This window comes from Xenorhabdus thuongxuanensis, assembly GCF_001908095.1.
Taxonomy (GTDB): domain Bacteria; phylum Pseudomonadota; class Gammaproteobacteria; order Enterobacterales; family Enterobacteriaceae; genus Xenorhabdus; species Xenorhabdus thuongxuanensis.
The window spans coordinates 137323-154482 of sequence record NZ_MKGR01000004.1 but is presented as its reverse complement, the minus strand read 5'-3'; the positions used below and the strand labels follow the sequence as shown (position 1 = coordinate 154482).

At 33.0% G+C, this 17160-nt stretch carries 16 protein-coding genes and 1 pseudogene; 13 read left to right on the top strand and 4 right to left on the bottom strand.

Annotation, left to right across the window (positions count from 1 at the left end):
* Positions 1 to 35: 35 nt before the first annotated feature.
* The 4 genes and pseudogenes from pfkA to Xentx_RS04480 all read right to left on the bottom strand — a co-directional run bounded on the left by pfkA (position 36) and on the right by Xentx_RS04480 (position 3024).
* Entirely contained in the window at positions 36 to 1013 is a 978-nt protein-coding gene (gene pfkA / locus Xentx_RS04495; protein WP_074019079.1) for a 6-phosphofructokinase, read from the bottom strand.
* Between the two features lie 157 nt (positions 1014 to 1170).
* Entirely contained in the window at positions 1171 to 2070 is a 900-nt protein-coding gene (fieF, locus tag Xentx_RS04490; protein ID WP_074019078.1) for a CDF family cation-efflux transporter FieF, read from the bottom strand.
* 34 nt (positions 2071 to 2104) lie between these two features.
* Positions 2105 to 2325 (bottom strand): annotated as a pseudogene (locus tag Xentx_RS18715) (phosphatidate cytidylyltransferase); the annotation flags it as partial.
* A gap of 198 nt (positions 2326 to 2523) precedes the next feature.
* Positions 2524 to 3024, bottom strand: coding sequence for a Spy/CpxP family protein refolding chaperone (locus Xentx_RS04480; protein WP_074019076.1), 501 nt, complete (start codon positions 3022 to 3024; stop codon positions 2524 to 2526).
* Between the two features lie 152 nt (positions 3025 to 3176).
* Here Xentx_RS04480 and cpxR point away from each other — a divergent pair, with 152 nt between their 5' ends.
* The 13 genes from cpxR (at position 3177) to trmL (ending at position 17106) form a co-directional block, all read left to right on the top strand.
* Complete coding sequence (gene cpxR, locus Xentx_RS04475; RefSeq protein ID WP_074019075.1) at positions 3177 to 3869, top strand: envelope stress response regulator transcription factor CpxR; 693 nt, start codon at positions 3177 to 3179, stop codon at positions 3867 to 3869.
* Positions 3866 to 5242, top strand: a complete 1377-nt coding sequence (gene cpxA / locus Xentx_RS04470; protein ID WP_074019074.1) for an envelope stress sensor histidine kinase CpxA — start codon at positions 3866 to 3868, stop codon at positions 5240 to 5242. The genes cpxR and cpxA overlap by 4 nt, the downstream gene beginning before the upstream one ends.
* A 258-nt stretch (positions 5243 to 5500) precedes the next feature.
* A complete protein-coding gene (locus Xentx_RS04465) occupies positions 5501 to 6382 on the top strand; it encodes an ATP-grasp fold amidoligase family protein (protein WP_074019073.1) in 882 nt (293 codons plus the stop codon).
* A 28-nt stretch (positions 6383 to 6410) separates the two neighbouring features.
* Positions 6411 to 7628, top strand: coding sequence for a lipopolysaccharide biosynthesis protein (locus Xentx_RS04460; RefSeq protein ID WP_074019072.1), 1218 nt, complete (start codon positions 6411 to 6413; stop codon positions 7626 to 7628).
* Positions 7629 to 7630: 2 nt separating this feature from the next.
* Positions 7631 to 8749 carry a CapA family protein gene (locus Xentx_RS04455; protein ID WP_074019071.1) on the top strand — a complete coding sequence of 373 codons (1119 nt, stop codon included), beginning with the start codon at positions 7631 to 7633 and terminating at the stop codon, positions 8747 to 8749.
* Entirely contained in the window at positions 8746 to 9786 is a 1041-nt protein-coding gene (locus tag Xentx_RS04450) for a glycosyltransferase (protein WP_074019070.1), read from the top strand. Before Xentx_RS04455 ends, Xentx_RS04450 begins: the two co-directional genes overlap by 4 nt.
* Positions 9787 to 9795: 9 nt before the next feature.
* Positions 9796 to 11007, top strand: coding sequence for a hypothetical protein (locus Xentx_RS04445; protein ID WP_074019069.1), 1212 nt, complete (start codon positions 9796 to 9798; stop codon positions 11005 to 11007).
* Positions 10994 to 12151, top strand: a complete 1158-nt coding sequence (locus Xentx_RS04440; protein ID WP_074019068.1) for a glycosyltransferase — start codon at positions 10994 to 10996, stop codon at positions 12149 to 12151. The genes Xentx_RS04445 and Xentx_RS04440 overlap by 14 nt, the downstream gene beginning before the upstream one ends.
* Positions 12152 to 12158: 7 nt before the next feature.
* On the top strand, positions 12159 to 13031 hold the full coding sequence (locus tag Xentx_RS04435; RefSeq protein WP_074019067.1) for an ATP-grasp fold amidoligase family protein: 873 nt from the start codon (positions 12159 to 12161) through the stop codon (positions 13029 to 13031).
* Positions 13032 to 13050: 19 nt separating this feature from the next.
* The gene (locus Xentx_RS04430) at positions 13051 to 14175 is read left to right on the top strand and encodes a glycosyltransferase family 4 protein (protein WP_074019066.1); all 1125 of its coding nucleotides are present in this window, start codon (positions 13051 to 13053) and stop codon (positions 14173 to 14175) included.
* Between the two features lie 199 nt (positions 14176 to 14374).
* Entirely contained in the window at positions 14375 to 15541 is a 1167-nt protein-coding gene (locus Xentx_RS04425; RefSeq protein WP_074019065.1) for a nucleotide sugar dehydrogenase, read from the top strand.
* Positions 15542 to 15570: 29 nt separating this feature from the next.
* Entirely contained in the window at positions 15571 to 16575 is a 1005-nt protein-coding gene (locus Xentx_RS04420) for an NAD-dependent epimerase (protein WP_074019064.1), read from the top strand.
* Between the two features lie 27 nt (positions 16576 to 16602).
* Complete coding sequence (gene trmL / locus Xentx_RS04415; RefSeq protein WP_074019063.1) at positions 16603 to 17106, top strand: tRNA (uridine(34)/cytosine(34)/5-carboxymethylaminomethyluridine(34)-2'-O)-methyltransferase TrmL; 504 nt, start codon at positions 16603 to 16605, stop codon at positions 17104 to 17106.
* The last annotated feature ends 54 nt before the right edge of the window (positions 17107 to 17160 follow it).

Below are 17160 nucleotides of genomic sequence, written 5' to 3'. Positions count from 1 at the left end.
TGTCTCCAAAAGAGGATCTTGCAGGTAAGAAAGGATTAGTAGAGTTTCTTCGCTGTTTCCAGCCACTCTTTCTTAAAGACACGCTGCATATTTTGCACTGCATCAATAATATCGTGATGAACAAGTTTCTCGTTCTGGATACCAACACAGCGACCACCATGTCCTTCCAACAATAGTTGGACAGAATATGCCCCCATACGGGAAGCAAGGATGCGGTCATAAGCGACAGGCGCACCTCCACGCTGGATATGCCCTAATACTGTCGCGCGGGTTTCATGATGAGTTTCTGTTTCAATATATTGCGCCAGCTCAGTGACATCACAGACATGTTCAGTAATAGCAACAATCGCGTGACGCTTACCTCTTTGAATTCCAACCTTAATCTCAGCCAGCAATTCTTCACGATCGAACGGAATTTCATTTTCAGGCAAAACAATAAATTCACATCCACCCGCGATTGCTGCTGATAAGGTCAAATCACCACAATAACGCCCCATCACTTCAACAATCGAAATTCGCTTGTGGGAAGTTGATGTGTCACGCAAACGGTCAATCGCTTCAACCACTGTTTCCAGCGCCGTGAAATAACCAATTGTGTAATCTGTGCCTGCGACGTCATTGTCAATTGTTCCAGGCAAACCAATACAAGGGAAACCCGCTTCGGTCAGTTTTTTCGCCCCCAAATAAGAGCCATCCCCGCCAATCACCACCAACGCATCAATCTCATTTTTGCGCAAGTTATCAATAGCAATTTCCCGAACCTTATCATCCCTAAACTCTGGGAAGCGGGCTGACCCCAAGAACGTACCACCACGGTTAATCATGTCGGAAACACTAAAGCGATCAAGCTTCTTCATGCGGTTTTCATACAACCCCAGATAGCCATCATAAATGCCATAGACTTCCAACCCTTCGGTTAAAGCGGCACGAACAACACCACGAATAGCGGCGTTCATGCCAGGCGCATCACCGCCACTCGTTAAGACTCCGATTCTTTTAATCTTGTTGATCATGATGACCTCTGACTTGTAGATATAATATTTGCTAAACCTGATTGTCACTGCATTAGCTGAATTGATTCAACTATGCCTATAATACGGAAAAACACCCAGCCTGCATCAAGATTATGTCTGTTTTTTGATGTTCTTTTGATTATGAATAAATTTCCCTTCAATCCCAGCGGTTTTTACGCTCTTCAGACACTACAGAGTAAGGATCTTGGTGAATAATAATATCGGCACCTGGAAATCGACTCCGCAATTTATTTTCGATCCCTTCTGCCAAAGCATGCGCCTGTACCAATGGCAAATTATCATCTAACTCAAGATGGAACTGGATAAAACGAGTCGGACCTGATTGACGAGTTCGCAGGTCATGCCCACCTGCTATGCCTGGGTAATTTTGGATGATCTCAATAATCTCCTGCCGCTCTTCATCCGGCAAGGCACGATCAAGCAAAGATTGTACGGCATCATAGCCCATCCGTAACGCACTATAGAGAATATAGGTTCCAATACCTAGGGCAAAGAGCGCATCCGCGTGTTTAAAACCATACAGACTCAAAAGCAATGCCACCAAAATCGCCCCATTCATCAATAAATCGGACTTATAATGCAGCATATCCGCACGGATCGCCTGGCTTTGGGTTTTACTGATCACCCATTTTTGAAACGTAACTAAACATAACGTGGAAATCAGGGCAACGACAATCACCCATACGCCTATCGATGCATGTTCCATCGGTTTGGGGGAATACAGATGCTGAAAGCCCGTCAAAAACAGGAAAATAGCCGAACCGGAGATAAACATACTTTGAGCCAAAGCCGCCAGTGATTCCGCCTTACCATGTCCAAAAGTGTGTTCTTGATCAGCAGGTTGAAGTGAATAACGCACAACGAAAAAATTCGTCAAGGAGGCAGCTAAATCGACCAATGAATCCACCAGTGCTGCCAGTAAGCTCACCGATCCTGTTAACCACCAGGTAAAAATTTTCACGATCAACAGTACACTAGCCAGTACCGTTGCCACCAACGCAGCGGAACTGACCCATCGCCCATAATTTATACTCATTGACTACCACCCTTAGGTTACTCAGCCTGTCTTCGGTATAAAAATAGCGCGTTAGATGGAAAAATATAGAGTCGAATAAAGCAAAGTGAGTTGATTATCCAACATCTCACCAAAGTCCTTCACTCCACTGTCTCGTTTAATCGCCGACATACATAATCCACCAATAAACTCCATCAGGATGATTGCTAACGACAAACAGTACAGACATAAAATCCCTCCGCTAACAAAATATTCCAACTTCGGTACAAAGCTATGTCATGAGGCATCAGCAATATGTTTTGTCAGATTACAGTTTTTAAACATGTTAGATAGTTAGATGATTTTAACGTCTCGACTATCACTGCCTGAATAATTAACCCGAAAAAAAAAGCCCCTCAAGGGGGCTGAAAGACAGGGATGGTGTCTATGGCAAGGAAAACCGTAGTTGATACTACTGTGTAGCAAAAAATAAGTTCACTTTTCGAGCTTCACATTCATTTGTTTTAGACGATTCTTTAACAGCTCTTTCTGCTCTGGTGTTAGCAGTTGATAAACCTGATTACTAATACGTGCAACCTCTACACCTAGGGCGACATTATTTTTGGCTATTTTTTCAAGCTGTGAGCGAACCTCAGCTTCATCAAAATCTTCTGCTGCCAAAAGCGCATTCAGCTTTCTATGTTCAGCTCGCATATCGAGCTGCGGCTGCTCATACTGATGCTGCTTTTTGACTAAATTCCACATCTCCTCGCGTTGCTGTTCAGTTAACGCTATTCCACCGAAGATATAACTATAGTTATATTGGCTGTCTCGGTGATGATTAAAACCCCTCTTATACCCATATGGCATACAATATGGATGTACGGAGGAAGAACTCACCTCAGAAATATGATCCGTATCAGCAGTTTTAGCTAAAGCCTCTGTTGTTCCGAGAACAACCATTGACGCTAAAGCCAATATTGCTATGTTACGCATTAAATTTCCTCGCTTTCTCGAACAGCAGCATTCGATTCAGTGTGGATAACTATAAACCTGCGGCTGCAAACTAGCGTCAGAGCATGTAAAAGAACGTAAAGTCATGGAATAGCGAAGTTTGTTATCGTATTTTGCTCTTGGAGGAAGAATTAATGCATAAAATCTTATTAGTTGATGATGACCGCGAATTGACATCGCTATTAAAAGAATTGCTCGAGATGGAAGGATTCAATGTTGTAATCGCCCACGATGGCGAACAGGCTTTACAATACATCGATTCTTCAATTGACCTATTATTGCTGGACATCATGATGCCGCGCAAGAACGGCATTGAGACGCTGAAAGAGCTACGGCAATACCACCAGACCCCTGTTATCATGTTAACGGCTCGTGGTAGCGATTTAGACCGCGTTTTGGGATTGGAGCTGGGGGCGGATGACTATCTCCCCAAACCTTTTAACGATCGCGAACTGGTCGCCCGCATACGTGCCATTTTACGCCGTTCCAACTGGAGTGAACAACAAGCTGATACTGGAACACCTATACTGGAGATCGATAAACTGCAACTCAATCCCGGCCGCCAGGAAGCCAGTTTTGATGGTACGATTTTGGATCTTACTGGCACAGAGTTCACCCTGCTTTATCTATTAGCGCAACATTTGGGGCAAGTCGTTTCCCGTGAACATTTAAGCCAAGAAGTATTGGGAAAACGCTTAACTCCTTTTGATCGGGCTATTGATATGCATATTTCGAATCTACGCCGTAAATTACCAAACAGAACTGATGGACTACCCTGGTTTAAGACATTACGTGGCCGTGGATACTTAATGGTTTCAGCAAAATGATCAATAGCTTGACAGCCCGTATATTCGCAATTTTTTGGTTCACGCTAGCACTTGTCCTGATGATAGCTTTAATGGCTCCCAAACTGGACTCGCGGCAGTTAACACCTCTTTTGGATAGTGAATATCAATTGGGGGAAAAACTGGCAAAACAAGTAGAAAACGAATTAATGCACGATTCAAGGAATGACCTATTCTGGTGGTTACGCTTGGATCGCGCTATTGCCTTGTGGACTCCACCTGGCCAACGCCTGATCCTTGTCTCCAGTGAAGGGCTGATTAGTGACATTAATACCCCGACCCATCAACAACAAGTTATCCGCAACTTTATCGGCCAATCCGATAATGCAGATCATCCTAAAAAGAAAAAATATGGCCGTTCGGAAATACTCGGCCCCTTTTCTGTCCGCGATGGAGAAGATCATTACCATCTCTACATCATTAGGCCAGCGGGCAGCCCACAATCAGATTTTATTAACTTGATGTTTGACCGACCATTTTTACTACCCGCGGCCACTATGTTAATCAGCGCCCCATTGCTATTGTGGCTATCATGGAGCCTGGCAAAACCCGCTCGTAAACTCAAAAACGCAGCCGACGACGTCGCGAAAGGAAACTTACGGCAACACCCTGAGCTGGAATCCGGTCCACAAGAGTTTTTAGCAACCGGCAGCAGTTTCAACCAGATGATTAGTGCACTGGAAAGGATGGTCACCGCTCAACAACGCCTGATTTCCGACATCTCCCATGAACTGCGCACGCCCCTTACCCGCTTACAATTGGCGACTGCTTTGCTGCGCCGTCGTCACGGTGAAAGCAAAGAGTTGGCACGTATCGAAACAGAGACCCAACGCCTGGATGGAATGATTAATGACCTGTTAGTACTTTCCCGCAATCAACATAAAAACGAGTTACTGCGCGAGAATATCAAAGCCCACGATATATGGGCTGACATTCTGGAGAATGCAAAATTCGAAGCTGAGCAGATGAGCAAAACGCTGGATATCATCTCACCTCCCGGAAACTGGATAATTTATGGCAACCCAGCAACACTTGGCAGCGCATTAGAAAACATCGTCCGCAATGCACTGCGTTACTCCAGCAACCATATTGCCGTTGCATTTAAAGCAGATAACCAAGGTGTAACGATTACCGTTGACGATGATGGTCCTGGAGTCAGCCCAGAAGACCGCGAACATATCTTCCGCCCGTTTTATCGAACGGATGAGGCACGGGATAGGGAGTCCGGTGGAACTGGATTAGGGTTAGCAATAGTTGAAACTGCGGTGAGTCAGCATCGAGGTTGGGTAAAAGCAGAAGATAGCCCTTTGGGGGGATTACGGTTGATGATTTGGCTGCCGTTGCATGGAAGATAAACAGCAGCTTTCATATTGAAATTTAGTTAGTTACAAAATGTAACAATTAAAGAAAAAAAAGCTATTATACTTGACCTCAATGCATCAAGGGACTAATCTCGTCGCTGCTTAACATAATTCGTAGATATGTTAATTTTTGTTAAGATAGAAAAATCCTTTTATATTAAACAGATAAGCAAAATTTTCACACACATAGCAGGCATTCTGGGAGCCGTAACCTAGTGCGGTAGCTTTCTTTAAAAACAAAAAGATAATGTTATGAAACACCTAAAAAGATTTGTATTCACTATTCTTTGCCACATTTCACCCAAACTTGCCACTCAAATCTTGTTCTATAAAAGATTAAGAAAAAAAATAAACTTTAATTTTCCAGAAACTTTCAATGAAAAACTTCAGTGGCTAAAACTAAACAAATATGATAATAACAAATTAGTCACAACCTGTGCAGATAAATATGCAGTTAGAGAATACATTCAAAACTTAGGGTTAGATCATTTACTTAATGAAATATATTATACATGGGATAATGAGAATGAAATAGCATGGGAAAAACTACCCCAAAAATTCGTATTAAAATGCAATCATGGTGCAGGATATAATATAATTTGTAATAATAAAGATTCATTAGATATTCAACAAGCCAAGGAAAAAATAAAAAAATGGATGAAAGAAAATTATTGGATTAATACTGTTGAGTTATGTTACAAGAAAATCAACAAAAAAATAATATGCGAGAAATTTATTGAAACAGAATCAGGAGCTCTTCCATATGATTATAAGGTATTCTGTTTTAATGGAATTCCCAAATTCGTTATGGTATGTACAGAAAGAGAAACTAAAAAGCCTAAGTATTACTTTATGACAAAAGATTGGGAAATTTTACCATATGGCCTAGATTATCAAAAATTTAAAAGCACACTAAAAATTCCAAAACCACAAGGATTTGAAAAACTATTTGATTATGCCAAAACCCTTTCTGAACCCTTTCCTTTTGTCCGAGTTGATTTTTATTTAGATAATGGAAATGTAATTTTCGGCGAATTAACATTCACACCAGCAGCAGGTTACGATGCTGAATTAAATAACCCTGAAAATCCATATGCAGACTTAGAAATTGGAAAACTATTAAACCTAAAATAATAAACTTTCGTCGAAAAACTCCAAGCATATGTCTAGTCTTAAAAAAAATTTCCTAAAAATATTTACAGGTTCTCTTAGTGGGCAAATTATTGCCGTATTATTTCTACCTATATTGTCTCGAATAATAACTCCAGATGTCCTTGGGCAATATTCAATATCCATTATATTAATAATGATATTAAGCCCATTATGCTGTCTAAAATTAGATCAGGCACTATTAGCTAGCAACGAGAAAGACAAACATAATATATTATTTTCTGCAATATACATAAGTGGCATTATTAGTTTAATAATATTTTTCCTTTCTATTTTAATATTTTATTCCTTTAATTTTCTTTATCTTGAATGGTACATATATACTATTCTCTCTCTATACACTTTTACCATATCACAATTAACTGTTTCTTACAGTTTATCTACAGGTAATTTCAACACTGCTGTTAAACACAGATTCGTTCGTACAGTCTTATGCTTATTCTTGCAAATATTAATAAGTTACTATATATCCGCAACATCAAATTCATTATTAATTGCATATAGTGTATCAAATGTAATATCTTTTATTTTTTTCAATAATATCCATATTACATCATTCCTTAATTATTTTTCATTGAGAGAAATAAATTTGATAATAAAAGAAAAGAAAAATTTCACTTATTATCAAACTATATCAGAGATATTTTCCATGTCATCGCAATATATAGTAAACCTATCAATGACAATATTCTCAACTGCTGCTATTGTAGGTATTTATTCAATGACAACAAGGACGATGCAAGCTCCGATAACCCTAATTACCTCTTCTGTAAAGGAGGCATTTTATTATAAAATAAAAAGATTTCAAAATAAAAAAAGCATCAGAAAAGAACTTATAAAAATTTCAATCATTTTATTAATTCCATCATTAATCATATCCATTTTAATTTTCAAACATCTTCCATTTTTATTTGGATTTATTTTTGGAAATCAATGGATTGAATCTGGTGTGTATGCTCAAATTTTATTACCTTGGTTTATATTATTATTTATAAATCAACCTTACAGTGCTACCGCCAATGTTATTGGAATACAAAATAAAATACTTTTTCTTGATATATTTTCGTTTTTTATACGCTCAGTTTCCATCATAATTTCTTGGATTTTATTTGATAACATATATACTACATTACTTATCTTTAGCCTTACAGGAATATTGTTAAATTTATGGTTAATAATATTAGTATATAAAAATTGCCTCGAGGATTAAAAATGAAAATTGTTATTTTTGGTGATTTATGCATGCAATACTTGAATATAAAGGAATGTGAAAAAATCGCCCAAAATCTAAAAAAAATAAAATCTAAAGATGATATTTTTATTGCCAATTTAGAATGCCCAATAACTGACCACAAGAATAAAATAATTAAAAATGGTCCCAATTTATCTGTAAATATCGATAAGGCAAAAAAAATATTAGATTTATTACCAATAGATATTTTTACTTTAGCAAACAATCATATTTTTGATTATGGGAAAAAAGGATTAGAAGACACAATACAAACTTTAGAAGAAAAAAGAAAACTATATCTTGGTGCAGGACTCAATATCACAGCTGCAAATAGTCCTCTTATCCTTGAGAAAGGCGATGAAAAAATAGCTTTTTTAAATGTAACTGAGTCTGAATTTTGCCTAGCTTCTCATTATAGTGCAGGAGCATCAAGTTGTGAGCCTATTTTTTTATTGAAGAGAATTCAATCAGCCAAAAAGCTTGCAGGCAAAGTAATAGTAATTATTCATGGAGGAAATGAGAATTATTATTTACCCAGTCCCTATTATCAAGCTTTTATGCGATTTATTATTGATGCAGGTGCAGACTGTGTAGTAACACATCATACACATAATGCATCCGGAATGGAGAAATATAATGATAAATATATATTTTACAGTTTAGGTAATTTTATATTTCCTATCGAAGAAGAAGTTGAGCCATATTGGCATTATGGCCATGGAATAAAATTAGATACAAAAAAAATGGAATTTTTCAATATTATTCCATATAAGCAAGGATTAAATGGAATCCCTTTTTCATTTTTAGAAGGAAGTGAGCATACTAAATATTTGATGGAATTTGAAAATAAAAGCAAAGTCATTGAATCATATGAACTACTATGTGAAGAATGGAATAAATTTAAGAAAAGTAGAGAAAACGCATATGTAAATTGGCTTACTATGTCATCTAAAGTAAGTCGAGCTATAAATAAAATTTTCAATCTAAATCTATATGATATTAAAAGCTCTAATAAGAAAATAACTCTCCAAAATATACTACAATGTGAGTCACATAAAAACTTATTATTAGAAATAATTCAAGAAAAAAATAAAAAATGAAAAAAATATGCTTATTTATTAATGCACTAACCGCTGGTGGAGCAGAAAGAGTGTGCGTAAATTATGCGAATAAATTAACTGAGGAAGGATTTAAAGTAACAATTCTTGTTTATCATAAAAATGATTTATTTTATATAAATGAGCTTAATAAAAATGTAAACATAATAAGTCTTAATGTCAAAAATGGAATACAAGCAATTTCAAAGCTAATACATGATATTACGCCGCTAAATAATTTTGATTCAATTATATCATTTAATCATCAAATAGCCTTAATAACATTTTTTTTAAAAAAGGTAAAAAAATTAAATACCAAAATAATTGCTAGAAATGTTAACAATTTATCATCAGATTTAAGAAAAAATAGAAGTTCTAAGATAAAAAAATTATCAACTAGAATTCTAATGCACATTTTCTACAAAAGAATGGATGCTTATATTGCACAATGTAATGCAATGAAACAAGATATGATAAATTTTATGAGAATAGATGAAAAAAAAATACACGTTATACGTAATCCTGTTGCCAAATGTTATAAACAAGAAAAAAATATAAAAAAAGAATATGATATATTATATGTTGGTCGTTTAGTTCAGCAAAAAGGAATCGATAATTTATCAAAAATCATAAAATTAGTTCATAAAAAAAAGAAAATCAGAATACTAATTATAGGAAAAGGTGAATTAGAATATAATCTAAGAGAAGAGTTAGAAAAAGAAAATATAAAATTTGAACATTTAAAATCAAGTAACAACTTAAAAGAATATTATAATAAATCTCGTATGACAATTTTGACTTCATACTATGAAGGCTACCCAAATGTACTAACTGAATCTTTAGCTTGCGGAACCCCTGTTATATCATTTGACTGCAAAAGTGGGCCTAGTGAAATTATCAAAGAAGGTATCAATGGATATTTAATACCTTGCTACGATAATAAAAATTTTTCAGAAAAAATCATACAATTATTAGAGCACAAATTAACTTTTCATCCGGAAGATAATAATGAAATCAAAAATCTTTTTAAGATAATATAGCTAGATCTCATGAAAACCAATATATTAAATAATACCGTATATAAAAAAATAATTTATGTATTGTCCACTATAATATTATTTATAGGGATGTTAGAAAACTATCAGAAATTAAGATATATAATAATATTTCCTTGCTTAATTATAATATGGATGCTTATCTTAACCAAAGACAAATTTATATTAGATAAAATTCATATAAAAAAAACAATTTCAATTATAATAATTCTAATTATATTATCATTACCATCCTATTTTGATATAGGTCCTCATAAAAACAATCTTGAATACTCATTCTCCCAATATTCATTAGGATTTACATTTAAAATATTATCAGCTTTTACTATCATTTATTCCTTTAGAAACGACATAAGAGTATTAAATTTAATAATTAGATATTGTTTAATAATAAACTTATCTATTTTTTTCATACAGTTTATAGTAGTATACTCAACTTCATATTATATAGATCCTCTTGCAATTATAACAGGTGAGCATCAACGTTATGGTTCAAGATTCTTCATTCCTATAATTGGACAAATTTATAGGCCCACAGGTTTTTTCGAAGAACCATCTACTTATGCAGCTTTTATAACTTGTCTAATAGCATGTAATTTATTAGTAAATAAAAAAATAGATACACTTATGCTTATATCTATTTTTTCCGTAATTTTATCATTATCGGTTGCAGCGTTAATCTATGGAACTTTCTTATTACTATTTTTTTTATATAAAAAAAATAGTAATATTCTAAAGATAATAACAAGTCTTATTCTTCCTTTTTTCATTATATTAATAACTTATTTTGCGTTACTTCGCCTTAACTCACTAGATGGAACAGCAACAGAAATACGATTTAATTTAATAAATTTAATTTTCTCTCAAGATGCTTTTTCTTTAATTTTCGGAAATGGAATGCTTGGTATGATGAATGAAATTACTATTAATTTAAAGAATGATACTCTATGGAAATTAAATATTGCATCTTTAAATGATAATGGATTATGGTTATTCATTATAATAAAAATGGGTTTGATAGGTTTAATTTTATTTATTATATGTATATACAAAAAATTAAAAACAAAAACTGATATTTTATTTTTTTATGTTATTTTATTAACTAAAATCAACTTATTTAGTTTTATGCTCATATTTTATCTCTTAATAATATATTTGTTAAACTTAGACTCTTCCAAAAAAGAATATACTCATGAAAAATCTTAATGGTATTTTATTTGTTGATTTATCCACTATAATTTCAGGAGCACAAAAAGTAACACTAAATATAGCTAACAATCTACATAACAAAAACAGAAAGTTATATATTTTATGCCGAAAATTAGACACAGGAATATCAAAGAAATATGAAGCTTATCCTCATCTATACTATAGTCATGAACATTTAATTAAAAATGTATTCGGAACCGGAAATTTCTCTCTAAAAAACACAAAATTCATTAATAAAATTAAATTAATTTATTTAATTACAATACTAAACATACAAACAATATATTTTGCCAAGCGCCTAAAATGTAACTCTATATATTGCTATGATCCCAAAGGACTAATAGCTTCTTGCTTGCTTGCACGATTATTTGGAATCAAAATCATTTGGCATCTACATGGTGAATTAAATTATTCACATAGGCTAAACAAGATACTATGTAAAATACCAGACACTATTATAGTTCCTTCTAAATATATACAAGAATCTATAAAAAAATACAGATTTTCTCACATTGTATATAATGGGTTTAATTTCAACAATACAAAAAAATCAAATACAACAAACAAAGATTTAATACAATTATTATATGCTGGAACTTTAGTGCCACATAAAGGGTTACACAATATCCTAGAAGCATTATCAAAAATTAAAAATAATAAGAAATATCTACTTAGAGTTTTAGGTACTCCTATAGGGGAAATAGGTGATAAGTATTTAGAAAAAATAAAAAACGATGTCAAAAAACTACCATTAAATGTCAAAATAGAATTTTATGGATGGGTTGATGATGTTTCGTCTTTTATTGAAAAAAGTGATATAATATTATTTTCATCGATAAAAGAAGGTAAAATAGTGTTAAATAATAACACAGTCAATTTTAAATCATCAGAAGCCTTACCAACTATAATAATAGAAGCATTATCACTAGGTGTACCAGTTATTGCAACAAATATAGCTGGGGTAAAAGAAATTATGACAGATAATAATGATGGAATAATCATCGAAGACTTTTTGTCAATAGATATTGCTGAGAATATTGACTATTGCCTAGAACATTGTTTAGTTAATCCCAATAAAACAATCAATAAATTTAATATTTCTTCTATGATATATAATCTGGAAAAAATCCTATCAGAGTAAAATTACTATGCCTTCTTTACAATACAGACTTTTTCATAAAATAATATCTATTTTACCTTTAAAAACTAGATTGCAAATATTATTCTTTAGAAGATTCAAAAAATTATGTAATTTTAGAAATCCTATAACTTTCAATGAAAAAATACAATTAAGAAAGATCCATGACAGGAGTGAATTACTGACAATAGCAGCAGATAAAATTAAATCTAAAGAATTTGTAAAAAAAATATGCCCAGAACTATACATCCCTAAAAATTTATGGATTTCAAATGAAATTAATAATATTGATGAATCATTATTAACTAGTCTTCCAGAAAATTATGTTTTCAAGGCTAATCATACTAGCCAAACTATAAAAATAATAAAAAATTCAGCGCATATAAATATATTAGAGATGAAAAAATTAGCGAAATCATGGTTAAAAAAAAATCAAGCCGGTGCACTAGGAGAATGGGCATATAAAAATATTCCAAAATATGTTTTTATAGAGGAATACTTGGATTTTGAAGGAAAAGAACCCGATGATTATAAATTTTTTGTTTTCCATGGTAAAGTATATTTTATACAACTAGATTCAGATCGTTTTATAGCTCATACGAGAAATATTTTTGATTCTAATTGGGATGAACTAAATTTTGAATATAGTCATCCAAGAAAACTTCCCACACCAGACAAACCTGATTATTTAGATTCAATGATATGTATTGCAGAGAAAATTGGACAACATTTTGACTTTATTAGAGTTGATCTTTATTCTTTCAAAGAAAAAATAACATTTGGTGAACTAACTGTCTATCCTGGAGCTGGATTTGAAAAATTTCCAGATAAAAATTGGGATATACTTTTCGGAAAATATTGGCATCAAAAATATATAAAATAAACATAGAGTTATATTTAATATGCATACTATTGTAATTTCTGCCAACACAAGTTGGTATTTATATAATTTCAGGAAAAATACTATTTTAGCTCTTATAAAAGAAGGTTATAAAGTGATAGTATTAGCTCCCTATGATAATTATACGGACAAACTTATTGAACTAGGTGCCTTATTCCATAATGTATATCTAGACCAATGTGGAATAAACCCCATAAACGAATTTAGGACAATAAAGGAATTAATCAATTTTTATAGAAAAGAGAAAGTTTCCTTAGTATTAAACTTTACTTCTAAAAATAATATATATAACACTATAATAGCCAAATTTTTCAATATTAAAGTAATTAATAATATATCAGGGCTGGGTACTGCATTTATCAAAAAAAATTTACTTTCAAGAATACTAAAATTACTGTACAAATATAGCCAAGGTAGATCTGATCTCATTTTTTTCCAAAATAAGGATGACTTAAATCTTTTTTTAAATGAAAAAATAATTTCTAGTGAAAAAATTGATATAATTCCAGGATCTGGTGTAGATTTAAGTAGGTTCTCTGTAAATTACTCGACAGAAAAAAAAACCAAAGAATTGAAATTTCTTCTAGTAGCAAGAATGCTATATCCTAAAGGAATAAAACATTTCGTAGAAGCTGCAAAGATAATAAAAGGACGTTATGATAATGTTAGTTTTTCATTACTTGGTTTTATTGATTCAAAAAACCCATTAGCAGTAAAAAGTTCAGAAATAGATGAATGGGTTAAAAAAGGTTTTGTTGAATATCTCGGAACATCTGATAATGTAGAAAAAGAAATAGCTTTAACTGATTGTATTGTTTTACCATCATACTATAAAGAAGGTATTCCAAAATCCCTACTTGAAGCAATTGCAATGGGTAAACCGATAATAACAACCGATAATATAGGATGCAAAGAAACTGTTATTAATGGTTATAATGGCTTTTTATGTAAACCAAGATCTACATCAAGTCTAGTTACTGCTATAGAAAAATTTATTCGTATACCTCATGAAGAAAAAATCCTATTTGGGAAAAGAAGTAGAGAGAAAGCGGAAAATGAATTCGATGAAAAGATAGTAATAAAAAAATATTTAACTAGCATTAGATATATTTTGTCAGAAAAATAACACCAACCACTAAAGTATAGTTTTATTATATTCTATTAAACTCCACCAAACTATTTTTAACATATGGATAAAAACAGGGAAAAATAGTTTAAAGAAATTATATATCTATTAAAAACCAAGAGGTAAATTCATAACTATAATAATACAATATAGTCATGTAAGTAAGATATATACTATAGAATTATAAATAAGGAATAACATGAATATTACAATTTCTGGTATTGGGTACGTCGGTTTAGCAAACGGGATACTATTATCACAATATAATAAAGTAACTTTATTCGATGTAAACGAAAATAAGGTGAATTTTATCAATGAAAAAATATCTCCTATAGCAGATAGAGATATAGAAAGTTACTTAAAGGAAAAAAATTTGAATTTAAAAGCAACTTCAGATAAAACAATCGTCTATAGTTGTGCAGATTTCGTCATCATTGCTACCCCAACAGATTATGATCCAAAAACGAACTATTTCAACACAAAATCAGTAGAATCTGTTATTAAAGATGTATTAAGATACAATCCTTCAGCAACAATGATTATAAAATCAACTGTTCCAGTTGGTTTTACCAAGCAGATGAGAGAAAAATATCAAACGAACAATATTATTTTCTCTCCTGAATTCTTACGTGAAGGGCGGGCTCTTTATGATAACTTATACCCATCGAGAATTGTTATTGGAGAACGTTCAGAGAAAGCTAAAATATTTGCTAATCTTCTTACCGAAGGTGCGATCAAGAAAAACATTCCTATTCTTTTTACCGATTCTACTGAAGCAGAAGCGATAAAACTCTTCGCCAATACTTATCTTGCTATGCGTGTAGCTTATTTTAATGAGCTTGATAGCTATGCTGAAGCTAAAGGATTAGACTCACGCCAAATCATTGAAGGTGTATGCTTAGATCCACGTATTGGTGATCATTATAATAATCCATCTTTTGGTTATGGTGGCTATTGCCTACCAAAAGATACGAAACAATTGTTGGCTAATTATCAGGAAGTACCAAATAATATTATTAGTGCGATCGTAGAAGCTAATAGAACTCGTAAAGATTTTATTGCTGACTCAATTATCAGTAAAAATCCTAAAGTAGTTGGTGTTTATCGCCTTATTATGAAATCAGGTTCAGATAACTTCAGAGCTTCTTCAATTCAAGGAATAATGAAGAGAATAAAAGCTAAAGGTATTGAAGTGGTAATTTTTGAGCCAGAAATGGAAGAAAACAACTTTTTCAATTCCAGACTAATTCGTGATTTAAATGAATTCAAAACTATATCTGACGTTATTATTTCAAATCGCATGTCTGTAGACTTAAAAGACGTAGAATCAAAAGTATATTCACGTGATCTTTTTGGAAATGATTAATTTATTCAAACTATAATATCTGGATTATTATGAAATATTTAGTTACAGGTGCAGCAGGATTCATTGGTTTCCATTTAATAAAAAAACTAATAAAAAATGGTAATCATGTTATTGGAATTGATAATATCAATGATTATTATGATGTATCTTTGAAAAAATCAAGGTTAGAAGTTTTATCTAATCTTAATAATTTCAAGTTCATATTCATGAATGTTTCTGATAGAAAACCAATTGAAGAATTATTTTTAAATAATAAATTTGATCGTGTTATTCATCTTGCTGCTCAAGCTGGTGTACGATATTCTTTAATTAATCCCTACTCTTATTCTGAAAGTAATCTATCTGGATTCATAACTATCCTTGAAGGTTGTCGCCATAATAATGTTGATCATTTAGTGTACGCATCATCAAGTTCTGTATACGGATTAAATGATCAACTTCCATTCTCCACCTCTGACTCCGTGGACCATCCAGTTTCGCTGTATGCCGCTACAAAGAAAGCTAATGAGTTAATGGCTCACAGTTATTCTCACCTATATGGTATTCCGACGACTGGACTGAGATTTTTTACTGTTTATGGTCCATGGGGAAGACCAGACATGGCTCTATTCAAATTTACAAAAGCAATATTAAACCATGAATCCATAGATGTTTATAATAATGGTCAGCTAAGCCGTGATTTCACATATGTAGATGATATTGTAGAAGGTATTCTCAGAGTTTCTGATATTGTCCCTATCGCTGATAATTCTTGGACACCTAAAATTGGCAATCCAGCAAATAGCTCAGCACCTTATAAGATATATAATATTGGTAATGGTTCCCCGGTAAATTTAATGGATTACATTACTGCTCTAGAAAATAGTTTAGGTATTAAAGCAATTAAAAATATGCTTCCAATGCAACCTGGCGATGTTTATTCAACGTGGGCCGATACTGAAGATCTATTTAAAGCAACTGGCTATAAACCTTCTACTAATATATCGGACGGAGTGGAACAATTTATTCAATGGTATAAACAATATTACCTTTGAACTACTTCGAATAAACACTAGAATGCTATGCTAAACATCGTCCTATTCGAACCAGAAATCCCACCTAATACAGGCAATATCATCCGCCTGTGTGCTAACACAGGCTGTCAACTTCATCTCATTCAACCTTTGGGTTTCACATGGGACGACAAACGACTGCGTCGTGCAGGATTGGATTACCACGAGTTTACTAATATCAAACAACATCACGATTACAACGCATTCCTGGAAAGTGAAGGGCTCAGTTCTGTCAATTCACAGGCTCCTTCTGGAGCCCGACTGTTTGCCTTAACTACAAAAGGTACTCCAGCGCACAGTAATGTGAGTTATCGTGATGGTGATTACTTAATGTTTGGCCCAGAAACTCGTGGTTTGCCGTCTTATGTATTAGATAACATGCCACCTGAACAGAAAATCAGAATTCCTATGCTGCCAGATAGCCGTAGCATGAATCTGTCCAATTCTGTCGCAGTGGTTGTGTTTGAAGCATGGCGGCAACTAGGTTATCCAGGTGCGTTATTGCGGGATTAAGATTAATAGGACATTCAGCGTTTAATACGCGCTGAATGTCCTATCTATTAATGC